Genomic DNA, 18,848 nt, shown 5'->3' with positions numbered 1-18,848 from the left:
ACCGCGGCGCCCGCCCCGCCCCCCCCCGGGCGGGCCACCCCCGCGGGCGGCGCGCGCCCGGGCCCCCCGCGCGGGCCCCCCCCCCCCCCCGTTTCCGGTGGCGGGGCCCCGCCGAGGACCGCTCGCTCGATCAGATCGCCGGCGTCTGACCGAATCTTCCCGAGTCGAAAACCAGGGCATTTACCTGCAAACTGACCTCGTCGGGATCTTCCCGGCTCCTGCGGGCGGAGGTACGGGAGTGCGCGCGAGGCGGAGCCGAGCGGTATCGCTGCTGGTCACCTCGGTGGTCCTGACCGGATTCGTGGTCCCGGGAGCCGTCGCGGAGTCCGGCCTCGACGGCCCCGCACCCGGCCCGGAGATCGTGGCCCCGACCGTGGTGGACCTGGCCGAGATCCCCGCCGAACCGCCCGTGCGCCCCGCGCCGCCCGCCGCCCGGGAGCTCTTCGGGGCCGACTGCGACACGGCGATCGCGGGCTCGCAGGTCGTCGCGTACTGCCACAACAGCTACCCCGAGACCGACCTGGTCCGCCTGCACGTGGAGTGCGACCGCTGGTGGGACGTGGACGGGGACGGCGCCGCCGTGGCCGTCGGCCCGGCCGGCCGCGTCGAGCTCACCAGCCGCTGCTGGAAGGAAGTCCGTACCGCCTGGGTGAGCCACCAGCGCCCCTGAGCTTCACCGGGCCTTCTCGGCCAGGCAGACGTACGGGTAGTCCGCCGCCTCCGAGGCGGCCGAGTCCCCGTCCCCGCGCCGGATCGCCTCGATCAGCCGGGCGTGGTCCAGGTGCGCCTCCGGCCTGAGCTCGCTGCCGACGTCCGTCCGCAGCCAGTCCGCCACCAGGTCGCCGAGGTCCGCGTACAGCTCGATGAGCACGTCGTTGTGCGAGGCCGCCACCACCGCCATGTGCAGGGCCACGTCCGCCGCGACGAACACCTCCGCGTCCCCGCCCGCCCAGGCCTCCTCGCGCCGCGCGAGCAGCGCGTCCAGCTGTACGAGGTCCCGGTCGGTCCGCCGCTCGGCCGCCAGCCGGGCCGCCGAGGACTCCAGCGTCGAGCGCAGCTCCGCGATGTGCCGCGGGTCGGCCCCGGCGAAGCGCCGGTGCATCACCCCCGCCAGCTCGCTCGTGGCGACGACGTACGTGCCCGAACCCTGCCGGATGTCCAGCAGGCCGTTGTGCGCCAGGGCCCGCACGGCCTCCCGCACGGTGTTGCGGGCGACGCCGAGCAGCTCCACCAGCTCCGGCTCGGTGGGGATCCGGGCGCCGACGGGCCACTCGCCGGAGGTGATCTGGTTCCGCAGTTGGGTGATCACCTGGTCGACGAGGGCGGAGCGCCGTGGCGAGGTCAGCGGCATGGGTTCCTCTCAAAAGGCGGCGGGAGCCGGCGGGCACGACGATTGGACAACCAATCATCCCATGATTCTATGATGGCTGAATGGCCGACGAAGAAATCCAGACCCTGAGCCGCCCGGCGGCCGTGCGCAGCAGCGCCGGCCGGCCCCTTCCCACCCCCGCCCACGTCGCCCCCACGTGGCTCGGCCCGGTGCTCATCGTCGGAATCGTGATGGCGGCCCTCAACCTGCGGCCCGCCATCACCAGCCTCGGCGCCCTCTTCGAGGAGACCCGCACCGGTCTCGGCATGAGCGGCACCGTCGCCGGACTCATCACCTCCGTGCCCGCCCTCTGCTTCGCCGTCTTCGGCGTCACGGCGCCCCGGCTCTCCCGCCGCTTCGGCCCCGCCGCCGTCGTCTGCGCGGGCATGGCGGCCGTCGCCACCGGCCTGCTGATCCGCCCCTTCGCGACCAACGCCGCCGGGTTCCTCGCCGCCAGCGCCTTCTCGCTCGCCGGCATAGCCCTGACCAACGTGCTCCTCCCGGTGATCGTCAAGCGCTGGTTCCCCGACCGGGTCGGCACCATGATCGGCCTGTACTCCATGGCCCTGGCCGCCGGCACCTCGCTGGCCGCCGCCGCCACCGTCCCGATGACCGCCGCCCTCGGCGGCAGTTGGCGCACCGGCCTGCTGATCTGGGCCGTGCTCGCGCTGGCCGCCGTACTGCCCTGGCTGGCCATCGCCACCGCCGCCCGCCGGGAGAAGGCCGCCACCCCCGCCGCGTCCGTACGCCCCGACGACGGACCGCGCGTCGTCCGCAGCCGCACCGCGTGGGCCCTGGCCTCGTACTTCGGCCTCCAGGCCACCGGCGCCTACGTCACCATGGGCTGGCTCCCGCAGATCTTCCGCGACGCCGGCGTCTCCGCGGGCACCGCCGGAGTCCTGCTCGCCGTCACCATGGTCATGGGAGTCCCGCTCGCCTTCGTCATCCCGGGCCTGGCCGGCCGGATGAGGAACCAGGGACCCATCGCCGTCGTCCTCGGCCTGTTCGGCCTCGCCGGGTACCTCGGGCTCTACTTCGCCCCCGCCGCCGGCGCCTGGGCATGGGCCCTGCTGCTCGGCATCTCCAACTGCGCCTTCCCGCTCGTCATCACGATGATCGGCCTGCGCGCCAAGTCCCCGGCCGGCGTAGTCAAGCTCTCCGCCTTCGCCCAGAGCACCGGATACCTCATCTCCATCCCCGGACCGCTCGTCATCGGCACCCTCTACCAGCACAGCGGTGGCTGGCACCTGCCCCTCGCCCTGATGGCCGGACTGCTCGTCCCGCAGATCGCCCTCGGCATCCTGGCGGGCCGGGACCGCACGATCGAGGACGAATGCGGCATGCGAGACTGAACGGCATGTCGCCCGTACTCGAACCGAACCCCCAGAACGGCCACAAGAAGCTCGGCCTCGTGCTCGGCGCGATGCTCCTCGTGACCGTGATCATCGCCATCATCGCGACGCTCGCCTCCCCGTGACACCGCACCCCGGGCGGGCTTGGTAGGGCTACCCCCACCAACCCCTAGGGGGTCAGGCTCAGGGTGAAGTGGGGTGTGCCCCGGATGGGCAGCGCTCCTTCGGATCCATAGATTCGAAGACAGAGAGCCCGTCCCACCCGCACACCCACGGAGGCGGCCATGTCGGCCCCCGCACACACCTCGTCCGGCCCCCGCGCCACGGCCATCGGCGCCGGCGCCCGCCTGCACTGGTGGGGGCTGGCCCTGCCCGCCCTCGCCTTCGGCCTCCTCCTGCTGCTCCTCGCCGGATCCGGTCAGGCCCACGCCGCGTCCGGGACCCCCGCGAGCGACGGCGCCACCCTGGTCCAGGTCGTCCAACAGGCGCTGCACGCCCTGCGCTGACGCCATACCACCCCCTACGAGCCCGCGCGCTGGGCCGCGCGCCCGGGCGCGCCCCACCCCCGGGGCGGGGTACCCCAACACCCTGCGCCCCTTGGCCCGTTTCGTGCGAAGCTGGGAGCCATGAGCGCCGAAACACCCCGCAGGATCGTCCTCCTCCGGCACGCCAAGGCCGACTGGCCCGAGGTGTCCGACCACGACCGTCCGCTGGCGGAGCGAGGCCGCAAGGACGCACCGGCCGTCGGTCTGAAGCTGGCCGAAACCGGCATCGCCTTCGACCTGGCCCTCTGCTCCACCGCAGCCCGCACCCGCGAGACCTGGAAGCTGGCCGTCCAGGAGCTGCCGCACCGGCCGAAGACCGTGTACGAGGAGCGGCTCTACGAGGCCTCGCCGGGCGAGCTCATCGCACTGCTGAACGAGACCTCCGACGAGGTCTCCAACCTCCTCGTGATCGGCCACAACCCCGGCATGCACGCCCTCGCCGACGTCCTCGCGGGGCGCGCGCAGGGCGACACCCTCGCGCGGATGACCCGTACCGGATTCCCGACCGCCGCACTCGCCGTGATCTCCTTCACCGGCTCGTGGAAGTCGGTCGAGCACGGGGTGGGCACGCTGCTGGACTTCTGGACGCCCAAGGAGCACTGACCAGCCGTACGCAGGCGGGGAGGGCCCGGCGCTCGGATGTGCGCCGGGCCCTCCTCGCGCATCGGGGGGCCTCAGGCCAGGTCGGCGGCCTCGACCTCTTCCCGGGTGATCCCCAGCAGGTACAGCACCGCGTCCAGGAAGGGCACGTTCACCGCGGTGTGCGCGGCTTCGCGGACCACCGGCTTGGCGCAGAACGCCACGCCCAGCCCGGCCGCGTTCAGCATGTCCAGATCATTGGCGCCGTCGCCGATCGCCACCGTCTGGGCCAGCGGTACGCCGGCCTCCGCGGCGAAGCGGCGCAGCAGCCGGGCCTTGCCGGCCCGGTCCACGATCTCGCCGACGACCTTGCCGGTCAGCTTGCCGTCCACGATCTCGAGGGTGTTGGCGGAGGCGAAGTCCAGGCCGAGCCGCTCCCGCAGGTCGTCCGTGACCTGCGTGAACCCGCCGGAGACCACACCCACCTGGTAGCCGAGCCGCTTCAGGGTGCGGATCAGGGTCCGGGCACCGGGAGTGAGCCGGACCTCGGAGCGGACCTTGTCCACGACGGAGGCGTCCAGCCCGGCCAGCAGGGCCACGCGGGCGTGCAGCGACTGCTCGAAGTCCAGCTCGCCGCGCATGGCCCGCTCGGTGACCTCGGCGACTTCGGCCTCGCAGCCGGCGTGCGCGGCGAACAGCTCGATGACCTCGTCCTGGATCAGGGTCGAGTCCACGTCCATGACGACCAGGCGCTGGGCCCGCCGGTGCAGACCCGCCGAGACCACGGCGACATCGACGCCGATCTGTGCGGCGGCGGTGGCCAGAGCGGTGCGCAGCGGCTCGGTCTCGGTGCCGGAGACGGCGAATTCCACCGCCGTCACCGGATACTTCGCCAGGCGGAAGACGCGGTCGATGTTGCCGCCGGTCGCGGTGATCCGGGCGGCGATGGCGGCCGTGGACTCGGCGGTGAGCGGGTTGCCGAGCACGGTGACGTGGGAGCGGCCACTGCCGCGCGGCCGGTTGTCACCGGTGCCGGAGAGGATCTCGGCCTGGAGCTTGAGCGACTCTGCCCAGCTGTGGACGGTGGCCCGCAGCTCGCCGTCGGTGTTTCCGGCGGGCTTGGTGACGAGGGCGCACAGGACGATGCGGCCGCGGGTGACGACCTGCTCGATGTCGACGACATCGACGGAGTAGGCGGCGAGGGTGTCGAACAGCCCGGCGGTGATCCCGGGACGGTCCTTGCCGAAGATCTTGACGAGGAGGGTGGGGACGTCGGAGGTCTGCGAAGCGCTCATGGTGATCTCACCGTATCTCCCCGGCCTCCCGGACAGGACCCCCGTCCCACGTCTTGAACGCGCAGGTCGCCCGGCGGCCAGCTCCCGGCCCGCTCCCGGTCCGCCGTGGGGCAGGCGACGGGGCGAGAAGTCCCGTATCGCACTCTCCGGGTGCCTTTCGACCCCGTCCGGAGGCAGGCGCGGACGCCGCCGCACGGCCCCGATTCCACTTGTGGCCCCGGGCCTGAAATAGTTCCCCCGGATGTTCGCCATCCCTAGACTCCCTGACGTCATGGGGGGATTCTCGGGGGACTTAAGTGGGGCTGGAGTGCCGGAACTCGTACTGGAATTGAATGGAAGGACCTGGACGCTCGATCCGTCCAGGTCGTACTCGCTGGGGCGCGATCCCCAGGGAGATGTGGTGATCGATGACGCCCGGGTGTCGTGGCGGCACGCCACCATCACCTGGAACGGCCGGGGTTGGGGCATCGAGGACCACGGCAGCACCAACGGCACTTACGTGCACGGGGCGAGGGTCCAGCAGGCCGAACTCGTACCCGGTACGCCGGTACACCTGGGCAACGCCACCGACGGCCCGCGGCTGAATCCTGTCGCCGCCGCGGCGCCGCAGCCGGCCGCGGCCCAGCAGGTGCAGCAGTCACCGGCGGCGGCCTACGCGCAGCCGCAGGCCCCGGCCTACCAGCCTCCGGCCCAGCAGCAGCCCCAGCAGGCCTGGGAACAGCAGCCGCAGCAGCCGCAGCAGCCGCACGTGCCGCACCAGCAGGGCGGCGCCGGCTCCGCCGCGCCCCGCCCGGCACAGGGCGCGGCCCCCGCCTACGGCGACCGCAGCCCGACGACGTTCCACCAGCTCGCGCTGGGCCACGTCATGCGGATCGGCCGTGCGCTGGAGAACGAGCTGGTGGTCTCCGACCTCCAGGTCTCCCGCCACCACGCCGAGTTCCGCTCGATGCCGGGCGGCCGCTTCGAGATCCACGACCTCGGCAGCCACAACGGCACCTACGTCAACGGTCAGCCGCTGGCCAAGTCCGGCACCGCGCTGCTCGGCCCGAACGACATCGTCGGCGTCGGCCACTCGACGTTCCGCATCGTCGGCGACCGCCTCGAGGAGTTCGTCGACACCGGCGACGTCTCGTTCTCGGCCCGCCACCTCACGGTCACGGTCGACGGCGGCAAGCAGATCCTCAAGGACGTCACCTTCGGCGTCCCGGAGAAGTCGCTCATCGGCGTCATCGGCCCCTCCGGCTCGGGCAAGTCGACCCTGCTCAAGGCGCTGACCGGCTACCGCCCGGCCAACGAGGGCGACGTCCTCTACGACAACCGCAACCTGTACAAGCAGTTCGCGGAGCTCCGCCAGCGCATCGGCCTGGTCCCGCAGGACGACATCCTGCACAAGGAGCTGAAGGTCAGCACCGCGCTCAAGTACGCGGCCAAGCTCCGCTTCCCCGGCGACACCGCCGAGTCCGAGCGAGCCGCCCGTATCAACGAGGTGCTGCGCGAGCTCAAGCTCGACATCCACAAGGACAAGAAGATCACCTCGCTCTCGGGTGGTCAGCGCAAGCGCGTGTCCGTGGCCCTGGAGCTGCTCACCAAGCCGTCGCTGATCTTCCTGGACGAGCCGACCTCCGGTCTCGACCCGGGCATGGACCGCGACGTCATGCAGCTGCTGCGCGGACTCGCCGACGACGGCCGCACGGTCCTGGTCGTCACCCACTCGGTCGCCGAACTGGCCATCTGCGACAAGCTGCTGGTCATGGCCCCGGGCGGTTCTGTCGCGTACTTCGGCCCGCCGGACGAGGCGCTGAACTTCTTCGGCTACACCACCTGGGCCGACGTGTTCTCCGCCTTCGAGAACTACCGCGAGTACGACTGGGCCGGCCGCTGGAAGGGCTCTCAGCACTACCAGCTGTACGCCGCCGACATCGACGCGGTCGCCCCGCAGTCGGTCGCGATGCCCTCCCCGCAGCAGATGAACCCGCCGAAGCCGCAGGCCTGGGGCGCGCAGCTGTGGACCCTGATCCGCCGCTACGTCTCGGTCATCGCCTCCGACAAGGGCTTCCTCGGGCTGATGCTGATCCTGCCCGCGGTCCTGGGCGTGGTTTCCACGGTCATCCCCGCGACCTTCGGCCTCGCGCCCCCGACTCCGCCGTCGAACTTCAACGGCGACGCCGGCACGATCATGCTGATCCTCTGCGTCGGCATGTGCTTCTCGGGCGCGGCGAACTCGGTCCGTGAGCTGATCAAGGAACGGGTCATCTACGAGCGCGAGCGCGCGACCGGCCTGTCCCGGTCGGCGTACCTCATGTCGAAGGTGATCGTCCTCGGCGTCATCACGGCCATCCAGGGCGTGGTCATCTGCGGGATCGGCTTCTTCCCGCGCGACCTGCCGGCCGAGGGCCTGCTCATGCCGCCGGCCGTCGAGCTGTGCGTGTCGGTCATCGCGCTGGGCTTCACCTCGATGATGTTCGGCCTGGTGATCTCCTCGCTGGTGAAGACCGCCGAGAAGACCATGCCGCTGCTGGTCATGTTCGCGATCATCCAGGTCGTCTTCACCGGCATCCTCTTCCAGGTCTACGACTCCGTGGGCCTGGAGCAGTTCGCCTGGCTGATGCCGTCCCGCTGGGCCGTCGCCGCCGCGGGCACCACGCTGAACCTCGGCAAGCTCATGCCGCCGTGGGACCGCGACAACCCCACCAACACCGACCCGCTGTGGGACCACTCGATCGGCCAGTGGAGCCTGGACATCACCGTCCTGCTGCTGCTCGGCATCGCCTGCGGCTTCGCGGTCCAGCGCCTGCTGCGCCGCCACGAGCCCGAGGTCATGCGCAAGTAGGAGCGCCCGTACGACCCCGCCGTACGCGCAGATCCGTACGCGCAGATCCGTACGCGCAAACGCCTCAGGGCGGCCCCCGGAAGTCCGGGGGCCGCCCTGAGGCGCATGGGGGGTCTTGAAGGACGCCAGGGGCCTAGTAGGCGCTGTTGACGTTGTCCATCGAGCCGTAGCGGTCGGCGGCGTAGTTGCACGCGGCGACGATGTTGGCGACGGGGTCGTACAGGTCGAACTTCGTACCCTTGACGTGGTACGTCGCGAAGGTCGGCGGAATGACCTGGAGCAGGCCCTTCGACGGGATGCCGTTCTGGGCGTTGATGTCCCAGTTGTTGATCGCGCGGGGGTTGCCGCTCGACTCGCGCATGATGTTGCGGTGGATGCCGGAGTAGGTGCCGGGGATGCCCTCGCGCTTCATGATGGAGAGGGCTTCCTTGATCCAGCCGTCAAGGTTGTTCGCGAAGACGGGGGTGCGGGCGGCGGAGCGGCTCGCGGCCTCCTTGTCCGCGCGGGCCTTCTTCGCGGCGGCCTCGGCCTTGGCCTTCGCCGCGTCCTTCGCCTGCTTGTCCGCGACGACCTGCTGCACGGTGAGGTGCTTCTGCACGGCCTTCGCCTGAGCGCCGTCGACGGCCTGGGTCCAGGCCACGGGGGCGACGGAGACGGCCTGGGCCTCACTGGCGCCGGCCGGGACGAGGGAGAAGGCGAGCGCGGCGGCACCGAGGGTGGCGACACCGGCAACGGACAGCTTGTGTGCCTTCGTCAGACGACTGTGACCGGGAGTGCGGGAAGCAGACATGGCGGGGCAACCTCTTCGAATCGCGGGGGCCGCAGGAAAGCGCCGGTTCGGATCCGGGATCCGGCGGCGCTGTGCGACGAGGGCAATTCTTAGCGGTGGCAAAAACGCCTGGCAAAGGTGTGACGTACGATCCCGCTTAGTGGATCACGGCCTGGCGCCGAGCCCGGGTTTCCAGCCCCGGCACTACGCGCAGCAGCGCTGACAGCGCCTTTATCCGTCCACTAGGCACCTTCGTAAGTGATGTGCGTCCTATGCCCGGGCTCACATCGAGCACGTAACGGTCTCACTGTCCGTTGCGGAAGCAATGCAATGCGTGACCGCTTCTCCACCCGGAGGACCAGCAACCCGCCCCGCCCCTCCTCCTCACGGCAGAGACCGGCGCCCCGGGACCTAGTGCCCGAGGAGGGCACACGTATGCGCCCGGCCTAGGGCCGCAGCCCGATCCCGCAGGTCAGGGCCGCGAGTACGGTGAGCGCATGCAGCGCAGCAACCACCCCGGACCCCGCAGCGGCCTGGCCGCCGTGAGCACCGCACTGCTCGCCATGAGCCGGCGCCTCGAGGTCCGCGACGTCCTGCGCACGATCGTCGCCTCGGCCCGCGCCCTGCTCGACGCCGAGTACGCCGCCCTGGGCGTCCCGGACGACCACGGCGGCTTCTCCCAGTTCGTCGTGGACGGCATCAGCGAGGAGCAGTGGCGCCGCATCGGCCCCCTGCCCCGCCAGCACGGCATCCTCGCCGCGATGCTCCACCAGGGCGGCCCCGAGCGCTTGGCCGACGTACGCAAGGACCCCCGCTTCGAGGGCTGGCCCGCCGCCCACCCGGAGATGTCCGACTTCCTCGGCCTGCCCATCCGGGACGGAGAGGAGACCCTCGGCGCCCTCTTCCTCGCGAACAAGAAGACCGCCCCCGGCGAGAGGCCCGGCTTCACCGACGAGGACGAGGAACTCCTCTCCCTCCTCGCCCAGCACGCGGCCATCGCCCTCACCAACGCCCGGCTCTACGAGCGCAGCCGCGAGCTCACCATCGCCGAGGAGCGCTCCCGCCTCGCCCACGAGCTGCACGACGCCGTCAGCCAGAAGCTCTTCTCGCTGCGCCTGACCGCCCAGGCCGCCGCCGCCCTCGTCGACCGCGACCCGGCCCGCGCCAAGGACGAGCTCCACCAGGTCGCGCTCCTCGCGGCCGAGGCCGCCGACGAGCTGCGGGCCGCCGTCACCGAGCTCCGCCCGGCCGCCCTGGACGAGGACGGACTGGTCGCCACCCTGCGCAACCAGGTCCGCGTCCTGGACCGCGCGCACACCGCGCACGTCACCTTCACCTGTGACGGCGTACGGGCCCTCCCCGCGACCCAGGAGGAAGCGGTCCTGCGCGTCGCCCAGGAAGCCCTCCACAACGCACTGCGCCACTCCGGCGCCGGCCGCATCGAGGTCACCCTGGCCCGCCGGGACGGCGCGGCGGTGCTCACGGTCGGCGACGACGGATCGGGCTTCTCCCCTTCCACCGTCCGCAGCGCCGGCCGGCACCTCGGCCTGGTCTCGATGCGGGACCGGGCGGCCGGCGTCGGCGGCCGCCTCAGCGTGCACTCGGAGCCCGGCACGGGCACCACGATCGAACTGGAGGTCCCCGGTGGCTGACACGCCCCACCCCATCCGCGTGCTGCTCGTGGACGACCACCAGGTGGTCCGGCGGGGCCTGCGCACCTTCCTGGAGGTCCAGGAGGACATCGAGGTCGTCGGCGAGGCCCCGGACGGCGACGAGGGCATCGCCCGCGCCGAGGAGCTGCGGCCCGACGTGATCCTCATGGACATCAAGATGCCCGGCACCGACGGCATCGAGGCCCTGCGCAGGCTCCGCGCCCTGGACAACCCGGCGCGGGTGCTGATCGTCACCAGCTTCACGGAACAGCGGACCGTCGTCCCCGCCCTGCGCGCGGGCGCCGCCGGATACGTCTACAAGGACATCGACCCCGACGCCCTCGCCGCGGCCATCCGCTCCGTCCACGCCGGCCACGTACTCCTCCAGCCGGAGGTGGCCGTGGCCCTGCTCTCCGAGGACGACCAGCCCTCGTCGGCGGGCCGCGGCGGCTCGCTGACGGACCGCGAACGGGAGGTCCTGCTGCACATAGCGGACGGCCGTTCCAACCGGGAGATCGCCCGGGCGCTGGTGCTGTCGGAGAAGACGGTCAAGACGCACGTCTCGAACATCCTGATGAAGCTGGACCTCGCCGACCGCACGCAGGCGGCGCTCTGGGCGGTCAGGCACGGGATCACGGACTGAACCGGTCCGTCCATGCAAAAAACTGAGATTCATACGGTCGGGTGTATGTCGCCCACATGGCGCATCCGGTTCGCCGGATGACCGTTCTTCATGACGTGCCGCGGCGGCTGGCCGCGGCAGACGTACTGGAGGACGAGAACGTGAAGAACTTCAAGAAGGCCACCGCCGTCACCGCGCTCGCGGGCGGTCTGCTCGCCGCCGGCGCCGGCGTCTCCTCGGCGCACGGCGGTGCGTCGGCGGAGGGCGAGGCGCTGAACTCGCCCGGCGTGGCCTCCGGGAACCTGCTCCAGGCCCCGGTCCACGTCCCGGTAAACGTGGTGGGCAACACGATCAACGTGATCGGCCTGCTGAACGGAGCCTTCGGCAACACCGGCTTGAACGCCTGACGAGCCCGTTGACCCCGGCCCCGCTTCCCCCCACCTCTCCCCGGGAAGCGGGGCCGCGGCGTGCGGGGCGCAGCCTCAGCCCTCGCGCGCCTCAACGGCGGAGTTGTACGCCGCGACGAGCGCCCGCCGCGCCACCCGCTCCACCGGCCGCAAGACCTCGGCCCGCGCCGCCATCTCGGAGGCGGCCACCGCACCCCCGTGCCCGTTCTCGTGCGCCAGCGACACCATCAGGTCCACCCGCTGCGCCAGCGCCAGCACCCGCACCGCCCGCGGCGGATACCCCGGAGCCAGCGCCTCCCGCCCCGCCTCCGCCCGAGCCCGGTACGCCGACAGCGCCGCATCCGCCACCGGCCCCGACCCCGCCACGTCCAGCCGGGTCAGCGCCGTCGTCGCCTCGCGCAGCGCCTCCGCCAGCTCCCGCTCGGCCTCGCTCAGCGACGGCACGTCCGCCGGGGGTGCCTCCCGTACCGGCAGGCAGTGCCACACCACCGAGACGTGCACGTCACCCGCGGGACCCGCCTGCGTGACCTCCGGCACCAGTCCCAGCGCCGCGCCCGCGCAGACCACCGCTTCCCCGGCCTCCAGCGCCCGCGCGTTGAACTCCGGCGGGCCGCTCAGCCCCAGCGGATGCCCCGGCGCCGGCAGGGCGATCCGCAGCCCCGTCACCCCCAGCGCCCGCATCCGCCCCAGCGCGAGCGTGAGCCCCACGGGACCCGGTTCCCCCGGCAGCCCCGCCACCCGGTGCACGGCGTCCCCGCCGACGATCGACGACACGGCCTCGTCGGGCGAGACCAGACCGGCCAGCAGAGCGTTCCCCCAGGCGGCCAGCCGCCCTGAACGTGGTTCGAAAAGCATCCCCCCACTTTACGGATCCGGCCCCGCCGGGACCCCGCCCGGGACCCCGCACCCGGCCCCGGCCCCGGACCCCTCCCGCAGTGGCGTAGGTTTTCCCCTGGGGCTGCGCCTACAGGCGCGCACAGAACCGTGACTGCAAGGGGTGACAACACGCTCATGAGCGATGTTCTGGAGCTGGTGGACGTATCCGTGGTCCGCGAGGGCCGGGCTCTGGTGGACCAGGTCTCCTGGTCGGTCAAGGAGGGGGAGCGCTGGGTGATCCTCGGGCCCAACGGTGCCGGGAAGACCACCCTGCTCAACGTCGCCTCGAGCTACCTCTTCCCCACCAAGGGCGCCGCCACCATCCTCGGCAGCACCCTCGGCAAGGTGGACGTCTTCGAGCTGCGCCCCCGCATCGGTGTCGCCGGCATCGCGATGGCCGACAAGCTCCCGAAGCGGCAGACGGTCCTGCAGACCGTGCTCACCGCGGCCTACGGCATGACGGCCACCTGGCAGGAGGAGTACGAGGACATCGACGAGCAGCGCGCCCGCGCGTTCCTCGACCGCCTCGGCATGACGGACTACCTCGACCGGAAGTTCGGCACCCTCTCCGAGGGCGAGCGCAAGCGCACCCTGATCGCCCGCGCCCTGATGACCGACCCCGAACTGCTCCTCCTCGACGAGCCCGCCGCGGGCCTGGACCTCGGTGGCCGCGAGGACCTCGTACGCCGCCTCGGCCGGCTCGCCCGCGACCCGCTCGCGCCCTCCATGATCATGGTCACGCACCACGTGGAGGAGATCGCGCCGGGCTTCACCCACGTCCTGATGATCCGCCAGGGCAAGGTCGTCACCGCGGGCCCCATCGACCTCGAACTGACCTCCCGCAACCTCTCCCTCTGCTTCGGGCTCCCGCTCGTCGTCGAGCGCAACGAGAACGAGCGCTGGACCGCCCAGGGCCTGCCCCTGCGCTAGGGCCGTGGACGGCCCCGGCCCCGGGCAGCCGGTGCCACTGCGGCCGCCCGCACCCTGTCCCGACCGTGCCCCACCGACCTACCATGACCATGTGGACATCAACGCGTGGGTGTGGTGGCTCGTCGGCGCGGTCGGACTGGGGATCCCCCTCGTCCTGACCGCGATGCCCGAGTTCGGCATGTTCGCGGTCGGCGCGGTGGCGGCCTCCGTCACGGCCGCCCTCGGCGGGGGAGCGGTCGCCCAGGTCCTGGTCTTCGTGATCGTGTCGGTCGCGCTCATCGCGGTCGTCCGCCCGATCGCCAACCGGCACCGCAACCAGAAGCCCCAACACCGCAGCGGCATCGACGCGTTGATGGGCAGAAGCGCAGTCGTACTGGAACGGGTCGACGGCAGCGGCGGCCGCATCAAGCTCGCCGGCGAGGTCTGGTCGGCCCGAACCCTCGACGCGGACACCAGTTTCGAACCCGGCCAGTCCGTCGACGTGGTGGAGATCGACGGGGCGACCGCGGTCGTCATGTGAGAAGCAGCCGACTCGCGGCCCCGGGGTCTGCGAGACTCCGATCAACGGGGCAGCACAGACAGCCGGAAGGGCACGGGGAACCGCATGCAACCGATCATCATCGTCCTGATCATTCTGGTGGTTCTGGTCTTCATCGCACTGGTCAAGACGATCCAGGTGATCCCGCAGGCCAGCGCCGCCATCGTCGAACGATTCGGCCGTTACACCCGCACCCTCAACGCGGGCCTCAACATCGTCGTCCCGTTCATCGACTCGATCCGCAACCGGATCGACCTCCGCGAGCAGGTCGTCCCCTTCCCGCCGCAGCCGGTCATCACCCAGGACAACCTGGTCGTCAACATCGACACCGTCATCTACTACCAGGTGACCGACGCCCGCGCCGCGACGTACGAAGTGGCCAGCTACATCCAGGCCATCGAGCAGCTCACCGTCACCACGCTGCGCAACATCATCGGCGGCATGGACCTGGAGCGGACCCTGACCTCCCGCGAGGAGATCAACGCGGCCCTGCGCGGCGTCCTCGACGAGGCCACCGGCAAGTGGGGCATCCGCGTCAACCGCGTCGAGCTCAAGGCCATCGAGCCGCCGACCTCCATCCAGGACTCGATGGAGAAGCAGATGCGCGCCGACCGCGACAAGCGCGCCTCGATCCTCCAGGCCGAGGGCGTGCGCCAGTCCGAGATCCTGCGCGCCGAGGGTGAGAAGCAGTCCTCCATCCTGCGCGCCGAGGGTGACGCCAAGGCCGCCGCCCTGCGCGCCGAGGGCGAGGCCCAGGCCATCCGCACGGTCTTCGAATCCATCCACGCCGGCGACGCGGACCAAAAGCTCCTCGCCTACCAGTACCTCCAGATGCTCCCGAAGCTCGCCGAGGGCGACGCCAACAAGCTCTGGATCGTGCCCAGCGAGATCGGAGACGCGCTCAAGGGCCTCTCCGGTGCCATGGGCAACTTCGGCCCCATGGGCGGCGGTTCGGGCTTCAACCCGCAGAACACCGGCAAGGACGGCGGCACCCCGGGCGACAAGGCGGCCGCGGAGCGCCGCGAACAGCCCCCCATCGACTGAACGGCCCGCCCCTCCTGCATGATCAGTGAGGCCCCTCGACCTTCATGGCGGGGAGGCGACTCACTCATGCAAAGGGGATGGCCTTGTCCATCTGGGAATCACTGGCGGTCTTCGCCGCGGGCATCGGCGCCGGCACCATCAACACGATCGTCGGCTCCGGCACCCTGATCACCTTCCCGGTGCTGCTGGCCACCGGCCTCCCGCCGGTCACCGCCAACGTCTCCAACACCCTCGGCCTCGTGCCCGGCGCCATCAGCGGAGCCATCGGCTACCGCAAGGAGCTCCAGGGCCAGCGCGCCCGCATCCTGCGCCTCGGCGCCGTCTCCCTCGTCGGCGGACTGGCGGGCGCCGTCCTGCTCCTCACGCTGCCGTCCGACTCCTTCGACACGATCGTGCCCGTCCTGATCGGACTGGCCCTCGTACTCGTCATCCTCCAGCCCAGGCTGGCGGCAGCCCTGCGCAAGCGCCAGGACGCCGCGGGAGGCGACACCGGCAACCCCGACGGCGGCCCGGCCCTGCTGTGCGGAATGCTGCTCTCCAGCGCGTACGGAGGCTACTTCGGGGCCGCCCAGGGCGTGCTCTACCTCGGCCTGATGGGCCTGCTGCTCCGCGAGGAACTCCAGCGCATCAACGCCGTCAAGAACGTCATCGCCGCCATGGTGAACGGCATCGCGGCCGTCTTCTTCCTCTTCGTCGCGGAATTCGACTGGACGGCCGTCCTCCTGATCGCCGTCGGCTCCACCATCGGCGGCCAGATCGGCGCCAAGGTGGGCCGCCGCCTCTCGCCGACCGTCCTGCGCGCGGTCATCGTGACCGTCGGCGTCCTCGCGATCGTCCAACTGCTGCTCCGCTGAGCGACGTAGCAGAACTACGCCGCCCAGCGCGCGGTCGTACACGGCAGACGGGGCAGAAGGGCTAGGCGGAACGCCCCAGCCACTCGGGCAGCACCTCACGCCCACCCGCGCCCATGGCCAGCAGCATGGCGTCCGCCGGTGACGGCACGAAGGGCTTGCGCAGCAGCGGCATCCCCGCCTCCTCCGGAGTCCGCGCCGCTTTGCGGTGGTTGTCCTCGGCGCAGGAGGCCACCGTGTTCAGCCAGGTGTCCCCACCGCCCTGCGCCCGCGGAAGCACATGGTCCACGGTCGTCGCGCGCTTCCCGCAGTACGCGCACCGGTGCTGGTCCCGGACCAGCACCCCCCTCCGTGACCAGGGAGCATGTCTTCGGAAGGGCACCCTGACGTACCTGCACAGCCTGATCACCCGCGGCATCGGCAACTCCATGGTGGCCGCGCGCACACGCAGCTCGGGATGCGACTGTTCGACCACGGCCTTGTCCTGCAGCACCAGGACCACGGCCCGGTTCAGCGTCACCGTCGACAGCGGCTCGAAGCTCGCATTCAGCACCAGCGTGTCCCGCATCTCGCCCACCTCCCGTGTGCAGGCCCCGCGACCACCCTGGCGGCACGGCCCGCAACCACTCTGGCCGCGCGCGCCACGCGGGACAACGCAATAAAAATGCCCGGTCCTGGCCGTCTTTAGACCAGGACCGGGCAAACGCTCGGAGAACGCCGAACGAGGTGATCAGCTCGCGGGGGACCCGTACTCACCGATCAGCTGGGCCCGGCCGAGCGCGTGGAACCGCAGATGGAACCCGACGACCGCCGGAGACGAGTCCGCGTCGGGGCCGAGCTGCTCGCGGTCCACCGCGTACACGGTGAACACGTACCGGTGCCGCTCCCCGCGCGGAGGAGCCGCCCCGCCGAAGTCCCTCGTGCCGTAATCGTTCCGTACGTGCACGGCCCCCTCCGGCAGCCCCTCGAACTCCCCGCTGCCCACCCCGCCCGGCAGCTCCGTGACCGAGACCGGCAGGTCGAAGAGCACCCAGTGCCAAAACCCGCTGCCCGTCGGCGCATCCGGGTCGAAGCACGTGACGGCGAAGCTCTTCGTCCCCTCGGGGAACCCCTCCCACCGCAACTGCGGCGAGACGTTCCCACCCGTCAGGGCCTGGGCCTCATCCAGCTCCCCGCCCGGCGTGAGATCCGTGCTGGTCACCGTGAAGGAGGGCACCTCCGGGTGAAAGGCATGCGGAAGGGGCGCCCTGTTCTGCTCGGCCACTGCTGTACCTCCTGATCGGATACGCGTACCGGGCCGAGCCTAGAACCAGTTGCGCTGCGAACCGACCGAGGCGATCCACTGGTTCAGGTATGCCGCCCAGTCGGTCCCCTGGTACGACTGCAGGCCCACCTGGAAGCAGCGGTAGGTGTCGCTGCCCTCGGAGAACAGACCCGGCTTCTTGTCCATCTCCAGGACGACGTCCATCTCACGGCCGTCCGAGACGAAGGTCAGCTCGACCTGGTGCAGCCCCCGGTACTGCGACGGCGGCAGGAACTCGATCTCCTGGTAGAAGGGCAGCGTCTGCCGCGTCCCGCGGATGTGCCCCCGCTCCATGTCCGCACTGCGGAAGGAGAAGCCCAGCTGCACGAAGGCGTCGAGGATCGCCTGCTGCGCCGGCACCGGGTGCACGTTGATCGCGTCCAGGTCCCCGGCGTCCACCGCGCGCGCGATCTCCAGCTCGGTGCTGACCCCGATGTTCATCCCGTGCAGGTGCCGCCCCCCGAAGTGGGTGATCGGCGTCTCCCACGGGATCTCCAGCCCGAACGGCACCACGTGCAGCGCGCCGGCCTGCACCTGGAAGGCACCGCCGAGACGCTGCTTGGTGAAGACGATGTCCTGCTTGTACTCCTGGTCACCGCCCTCCACCTCCACCCGCGCCTGCAGGCCCACGGACAGCCCCTCGATCTGCTGCTCCACGGATCCGCCCTGGATCCGGACCTCGCCCTGGACGATTCCGCCCGGCACGACGTTCGGCTCGGTGATGACCGTGTCAACCGAAGCGCCACCGGCGCCCAGGCTCGCGAACAGCTTCTTGAACCCCATGCTCTGACTCCCCTTGAAAGCTCGTACGACTACCCCGTACCAACGCGGAACCTTAGGCCCCGGTTGCAGGTGGACGCGCTCCACTACGCTCGACCGGATGAGCGCGCGCCCCGACCGTACGCCCCTGCCCCGGGCCTTCTTCGACCGGCCGGTCCTCACCGTGGCCCCGGACCTCCTCGGCCGCACCCTGGTCCGCCGTGGCCCGGACGGCCCCATCGAACTGCGCATCACGGAAGTGGAGGCGTACGAGGGGGAGGCGGACCCGGGCTCCCACGCCCACCGCGGCCGCACGGCCCGCAACGCGTCGATGTTCGGTCCACCCGGACACGCGTACGTCTACTTCATCTACGGCATGTGGTTCAGCCTCAACCTGGTGTGCGGTCCGCCCGAACACGCGAGTGGTGTGCTGCTGCGCGCGGGGGAGATCACGGTGGGCGCCGACCTGGCCCGTAAACGTCGACTTTCAGCCAGAGGGGACCGAGAACTCGCCAAAGGCCCGGCCCGCCTGGCCACGGCCCTGGCCGTGGACCGCTCCCTGGACGGCACGGACCTCTGCGCGGGCCCCGATTCCCCCCTGTCCCTCCTTACGGGCACCCCCACCCCGGCCGACCTGGTGAGCAACGGCCCCCGCACCGGAGTGGGCGGCGCCGGCGCCGGGCACCCGTACCGCTACTGGATCACCCATGACCCGACGGTGAGCCCGTACCGCGCCCACGCGCCACGCCGTCGCTCAACTTGACTCGCCCCTGGCGGACGCCTAACGTAGCCCGAGCCGCTTGAACGGGGCACTGCTGTCGGCAGACCCCCAGAGCGGCCAACCCACTACCTGCGACTTACCCCTGACGGGGTCGTATTCGGCATGCCCGAATTCGAATCCGCCGGCCCGATTATGAGCCGCACGGGATAAGCGCTAATGTGGTGGAGCGCCGAAAGGCAAAGGCCCCCAACGGCCACCGAATTCAAATCCAAAGCCGGAAACGGCGCCGGAAATGATCTGGTAGAGTTGGAAACGAAGGAAGCGCCCGGAGGAAAGCCCGAGAGGGTGAGTACAAAGGAAGCGTCCGTTCCTTGAGAACTCAACAGCGTGCCAAAAATCAACGCCA

The 18,848-nt window shown here is 71.1% G+C and carries 22 protein-coding genes; 14 read left to right on the top strand and 8 right to left on the bottom strand.

Translation table 11 applies throughout. From position 1 onward, the window contains the following. The first annotated feature begins 238 nt into the window (after nucleotides 1–238). Complete coding sequence (locus tag ACFWB8_RS34140; RefSeq protein WP_385236234.1) at nucleotides 239–670, top strand: hypothetical protein; 432 nt, start codon at nucleotides 239–241, stop codon at nucleotides 668–670. Nucleotides 671–673: 3 nt separating this feature from the next. Here ACFWB8_RS34140 and ACFWB8_RS34135 read toward each other — a convergent pair whose 3' ends face one another. After that, nucleotides 674–1,351, bottom strand: a complete 678-nt coding sequence (locus tag ACFWB8_RS34135; protein WP_385236231.1) for a FadR/GntR family transcriptional regulator — start codon at nucleotides 1,349–1,351, stop codon at nucleotides 674–676. Nucleotides 1,352–1,431: 80 nt separating this feature from the next. Here ACFWB8_RS34135 and ACFWB8_RS34130 point away from each other — a divergent pair, with 80 nt between their 5' ends. The 4 genes from ACFWB8_RS34130 to ACFWB8_RS34115 all read left to right on the top strand — a co-directional run bounded on the left by ACFWB8_RS34130 (nucleotide 1,432) and on the right by ACFWB8_RS34115 (nucleotide 3,869). Next, the gene (locus tag ACFWB8_RS34130; RefSeq protein ID WP_385236228.1) at nucleotides 1,432–2,721 is read left to right on the top strand and encodes a CynX/NimT family MFS transporter; all 1,290 of its coding nucleotides are present in this window, start codon (nucleotides 1,432–1,434) and stop codon (nucleotides 2,719–2,721) included. 5 nt (nucleotides 2,722–2,726) lie between these two features. Next, on the top strand, nucleotides 2,727–2,846 hold the full coding sequence (locus tag ACFWB8_RS34125; protein WP_385236225.1) for an SGM_5486 family transporter-associated protein: 120 nt from the start codon (nucleotides 2,727–2,729) through the stop codon (nucleotides 2,844–2,846). 159 nt (nucleotides 2,847–3,005) lie between these two features. Further along, a complete protein-coding gene (locus tag ACFWB8_RS34120) occupies nucleotides 3,006–3,227 on the top strand; it encodes a hypothetical protein (RefSeq protein WP_385236222.1) in 222 nt (73 codons plus the stop codon). Between the two features lie 120 nt (nucleotides 3,228–3,347). Further along, a complete protein-coding gene (locus ACFWB8_RS34115; RefSeq protein WP_385236219.1) occupies nucleotides 3,348–3,869 on the top strand; it encodes a SixA phosphatase family protein in 522 nt (173 codons plus the stop codon). A 71-nt stretch (nucleotides 3,870–3,940) separates the two neighbouring features. On the opposite strand, the gene serB is transcribed toward ACFWB8_RS34115, so the two are convergent. Then, complete coding sequence (serB, locus tag ACFWB8_RS34110) at nucleotides 3,941–5,140, bottom strand: phosphoserine phosphatase SerB (protein ID WP_385236216.1); 1,200 nt, start codon at nucleotides 5,138–5,140, stop codon at nucleotides 3,941–3,943. A 271-nt stretch (nucleotides 5,141–5,411) separates the two neighbouring features. Between serB and ACFWB8_RS34105 the strand changes: the two genes are divergently transcribed. Continuing rightward, complete coding sequence (locus tag ACFWB8_RS34105; RefSeq protein ID WP_385236213.1) at nucleotides 5,412–7,970, top strand: FHA domain-containing protein; 2,559 nt, start codon at nucleotides 5,412–5,414, stop codon at nucleotides 7,968–7,970. 133 nt (nucleotides 7,971–8,103) lie between these two features. On the opposite strand, the gene ACFWB8_RS34100 is transcribed toward ACFWB8_RS34105, so the two are convergent. Next, nucleotides 8,104–8,760 carry a transglycosylase SLT domain-containing protein gene (locus ACFWB8_RS34100; RefSeq protein WP_385236210.1) on the bottom strand — a complete coding sequence of 219 codons (657 nt, stop codon included), beginning with the start codon at nucleotides 8,758–8,760 and terminating at the stop codon, nucleotides 8,104–8,106. Nucleotides 8,761–9,236: 476 nt separating this feature from the next. Between ACFWB8_RS34100 and ACFWB8_RS34095 the strand changes: the two genes are divergently transcribed. The 3 genes from ACFWB8_RS34095 (at nucleotide 9,237) to ACFWB8_RS34085 (ending at nucleotide 11,420) form a co-directional block, all read left to right on the top strand. Then, a complete protein-coding gene (locus ACFWB8_RS34095; protein ID WP_385236207.1) occupies nucleotides 9,237–10,391 on the top strand; it encodes a GAF domain-containing sensor histidine kinase in 1,155 nt (384 codons plus the stop codon). Then, the gene (locus tag ACFWB8_RS34090) at nucleotides 10,384–11,034 is read left to right on the top strand and encodes a response regulator (RefSeq protein WP_385236204.1); all 651 of its coding nucleotides are present in this window, start codon (nucleotides 10,384–10,386) and stop codon (nucleotides 11,032–11,034) included. The genes ACFWB8_RS34095 and ACFWB8_RS34090 overlap by 8 nt, the downstream gene beginning before the upstream one ends. Before the next feature lie 140 nt (nucleotides 11,035–11,174). Continuing rightward, entirely contained in the window at nucleotides 11,175–11,420 is a 246-nt protein-coding gene (locus tag ACFWB8_RS34085; protein WP_385236237.1) for a chaplin, read from the top strand. Between the two features lie 75 nt (nucleotides 11,421–11,495). Here the strand turns inward: ACFWB8_RS34085 and ACFWB8_RS34080 are convergent, their stop codons facing one another. Further along, on the bottom strand, nucleotides 11,496–12,275 hold the full coding sequence (locus ACFWB8_RS34080) for a hypothetical protein (RefSeq protein ID WP_385236201.1): 780 nt from the start codon (nucleotides 12,273–12,275) through the stop codon (nucleotides 11,496–11,498). A 156-nt stretch (nucleotides 12,276–12,431) separates the two neighbouring features. Between ACFWB8_RS34080 and ACFWB8_RS34075 the strand changes: the two genes are divergently transcribed. From ACFWB8_RS34075 to ACFWB8_RS34060, 4 genes are all read left to right on the top strand, one after another. Beyond that, complete coding sequence (locus ACFWB8_RS34075; protein ID WP_385236198.1) at nucleotides 12,432–13,226, top strand: ABC transporter ATP-binding protein; 795 nt, start codon at nucleotides 12,432–12,434, stop codon at nucleotides 13,224–13,226. Between the two features lie 91 nt (nucleotides 13,227–13,317). Beyond that, a complete protein-coding gene (locus ACFWB8_RS34070) occupies nucleotides 13,318–13,746 on the top strand; it encodes an NfeD family protein (RefSeq protein ID WP_385236195.1) in 429 nt (142 codons plus the stop codon). Between the two features lie 84 nt (nucleotides 13,747–13,830). Next, a complete protein-coding gene (locus ACFWB8_RS34065) occupies nucleotides 13,831–14,808 on the top strand; it encodes an SPFH domain-containing protein (protein ID WP_385236192.1) in 978 nt (325 codons plus the stop codon). Between the two features lie 77 nt (nucleotides 14,809–14,885). Next, entirely contained in the window at nucleotides 14,886–15,662 is a 777-nt protein-coding gene (locus ACFWB8_RS34060; protein WP_385236189.1) for a sulfite exporter TauE/SafE family protein, read from the top strand. 61 nt (nucleotides 15,663–15,723) lie between these two features. Here ACFWB8_RS34060 and ACFWB8_RS34055 read toward each other — a convergent pair whose 3' ends face one another. The 3 genes from ACFWB8_RS34055 to ACFWB8_RS34045 all read right to left on the bottom strand — a co-directional run bounded on the left by ACFWB8_RS34055 (nucleotide 15,724) and on the right by ACFWB8_RS34045 (nucleotide 17,745). After that, entirely contained in the window at nucleotides 15,724–16,227 is a 504-nt protein-coding gene (locus ACFWB8_RS34055) for an HNH endonuclease (RefSeq protein ID WP_385236186.1), read from the bottom strand. 162 nt (nucleotides 16,228–16,389) lie between these two features. After that, complete coding sequence (locus tag ACFWB8_RS34050) at nucleotides 16,390–16,923, bottom strand: YbhB/YbcL family Raf kinase inhibitor-like protein (RefSeq protein ID WP_385236183.1); 534 nt, start codon at nucleotides 16,921–16,923, stop codon at nucleotides 16,390–16,392. 39 nt (nucleotides 16,924–16,962) lie between these two features. Then, complete coding sequence (locus ACFWB8_RS34045; RefSeq protein ID WP_385236180.1) at nucleotides 16,963–17,745, bottom strand: sporulation protein; 783 nt, start codon at nucleotides 17,743–17,745, stop codon at nucleotides 16,963–16,965. A 97-nt stretch (nucleotides 17,746–17,842) separates the two neighbouring features. Between ACFWB8_RS34045 and ACFWB8_RS34040 the strand changes: the two genes are divergently transcribed. Beyond that, nucleotides 17,843–18,484: a DNA-3-methyladenine glycosylase gene (locus ACFWB8_RS34040; RefSeq protein WP_385236177.1), complete on the top strand. Its 642-nt coding sequence runs from the start codon at nucleotides 17,843–17,845 to the stop codon at nucleotides 18,482–18,484. A 171-nt stretch (nucleotides 18,485–18,655) separates the two neighbouring features. Here ACFWB8_RS34040 and ACFWB8_RS34035 read toward each other — a convergent pair. Next, nucleotides 18,656–18,848: hypothetical protein (locus ACFWB8_RS34035; RefSeq protein WP_385236174.1), on the bottom strand; the 193-nt coding region annotated here is incomplete at its 5' end.

It is taken from the genome of Streptomyces sp. NPDC060031 (assembly GCF_042736805.1).
GTDB lineage: Bacteria > Actinomycetota > Actinomycetes > Streptomycetales > Streptomycetaceae > Streptomyces.
The sequence above is the reverse complement of the archived record's forward strand: the minus strand, read 5'-3'. Positions and strand labels throughout refer to the sequence as shown.

What these genes read in the sequence shown, in the direction of transcription:
- ACFWB8_RS34060 (WP_385236189.1), top strand. Translation starts at nt 14,886, where the DNA reads ATGGCCTTGTCCATCTGGGAATCACTGGCGGTCTTCGCCGCGGGCATC.
- ACFWB8_RS34045 (WP_385236180.1), bottom strand. Translation starts at nt 17,745, where the DNA reads ATGGGGTTCAAGAAGCTGTTCGCGAGCCTGGGCGCCGGTGGCGCTTCG.
- ACFWB8_RS34130 (WP_385236228.1), top strand. Translation starts at nt 1,432, where the DNA reads ATGGCCGACGAAGAAATCCAGACCCTGAGCCGCCCGGCGGCCGTGCGC.
- ACFWB8_RS34125 (WP_385236225.1), top strand. Translation starts at nt 2,727, where the DNA reads ATGTCGCCCGTACTCGAACCGAACCCCCAGAACGGCCACAAGAAGCTC.
- ACFWB8_RS34095 (WP_385236207.1), top strand. Translation starts at nt 9,237, where the DNA reads ATGCAGCGCAGCAACCACCCCGGACCCCGCAGCGGCCTGGCCGCCGTG.
- ACFWB8_RS34100 (WP_385236210.1), bottom strand. Translation starts at nt 8,760, where the DNA reads ATGTCTGCTTCCCGCACTCCCGGTCACAGTCGTCTGACGAAGGCACAC.
- ACFWB8_RS34120 (WP_385236222.1), top strand. Translation starts at nt 3,006, where the DNA reads ATGTCGGCCCCCGCACACACCTCGTCCGGCCCCCGCGCCACGGCCATC.
- ACFWB8_RS34065 (WP_385236192.1), top strand. Translation starts at nt 13,831, where the DNA reads ATGCAACCGATCATCATCGTCCTGATCATTCTGGTGGTTCTGGTCTTC.
- ACFWB8_RS34135 (WP_385236231.1), bottom strand. Translation starts at nt 1,351, where the DNA reads ATGCCGCTGACCTCGCCACGGCGCTCCGCCCTCGTCGACCAGGTGATC.
- ACFWB8_RS34115 (WP_385236219.1), top strand. Translation starts at nt 3,348, where the DNA reads ATGAGCGCCGAAACACCCCGCAGGATCGTCCTCCTCCGGCACGCCAAG.
- serB (WP_385236216.1), bottom strand. Translation starts at nt 5,140, where the DNA reads ATGAGCGCTTCGCAGACCTCCGACGTCCCCACCCTCCTCGTCAAGATC.
- ACFWB8_RS34075 (WP_385236198.1), top strand. Translation starts at nt 12,432, where the DNA reads ATGAGCGATGTTCTGGAGCTGGTGGACGTATCCGTGGTCCGCGAGGGC.
- ACFWB8_RS34040 (WP_385236177.1), top strand. Translation starts at nt 17,843, where the DNA reads ATGAGCGCGCGCCCCGACCGTACGCCCCTGCCCCGGGCCTTCTTCGAC.
- ACFWB8_RS34080 (WP_385236201.1), bottom strand. Translation starts at nt 12,275, where the DNA reads ATGCTTTTCGAACCACGTTCAGGGCGGCTGGCCGCCTGGGGGAACGCT.
- ACFWB8_RS34055 (WP_385236186.1), bottom strand. Translation starts at nt 16,227, where the DNA reads ATGCGGGACACGCTGGTGCTGAATGCGAGCTTCGAGCCGCTGTCGACG.
- ACFWB8_RS34105 (WP_385236213.1), top strand. Translation starts at nt 5,412, where the DNA reads ATGGGGGGATTCTCGGGGGACTTAAGTGGGGCTGGAGTGCCGGAACTC.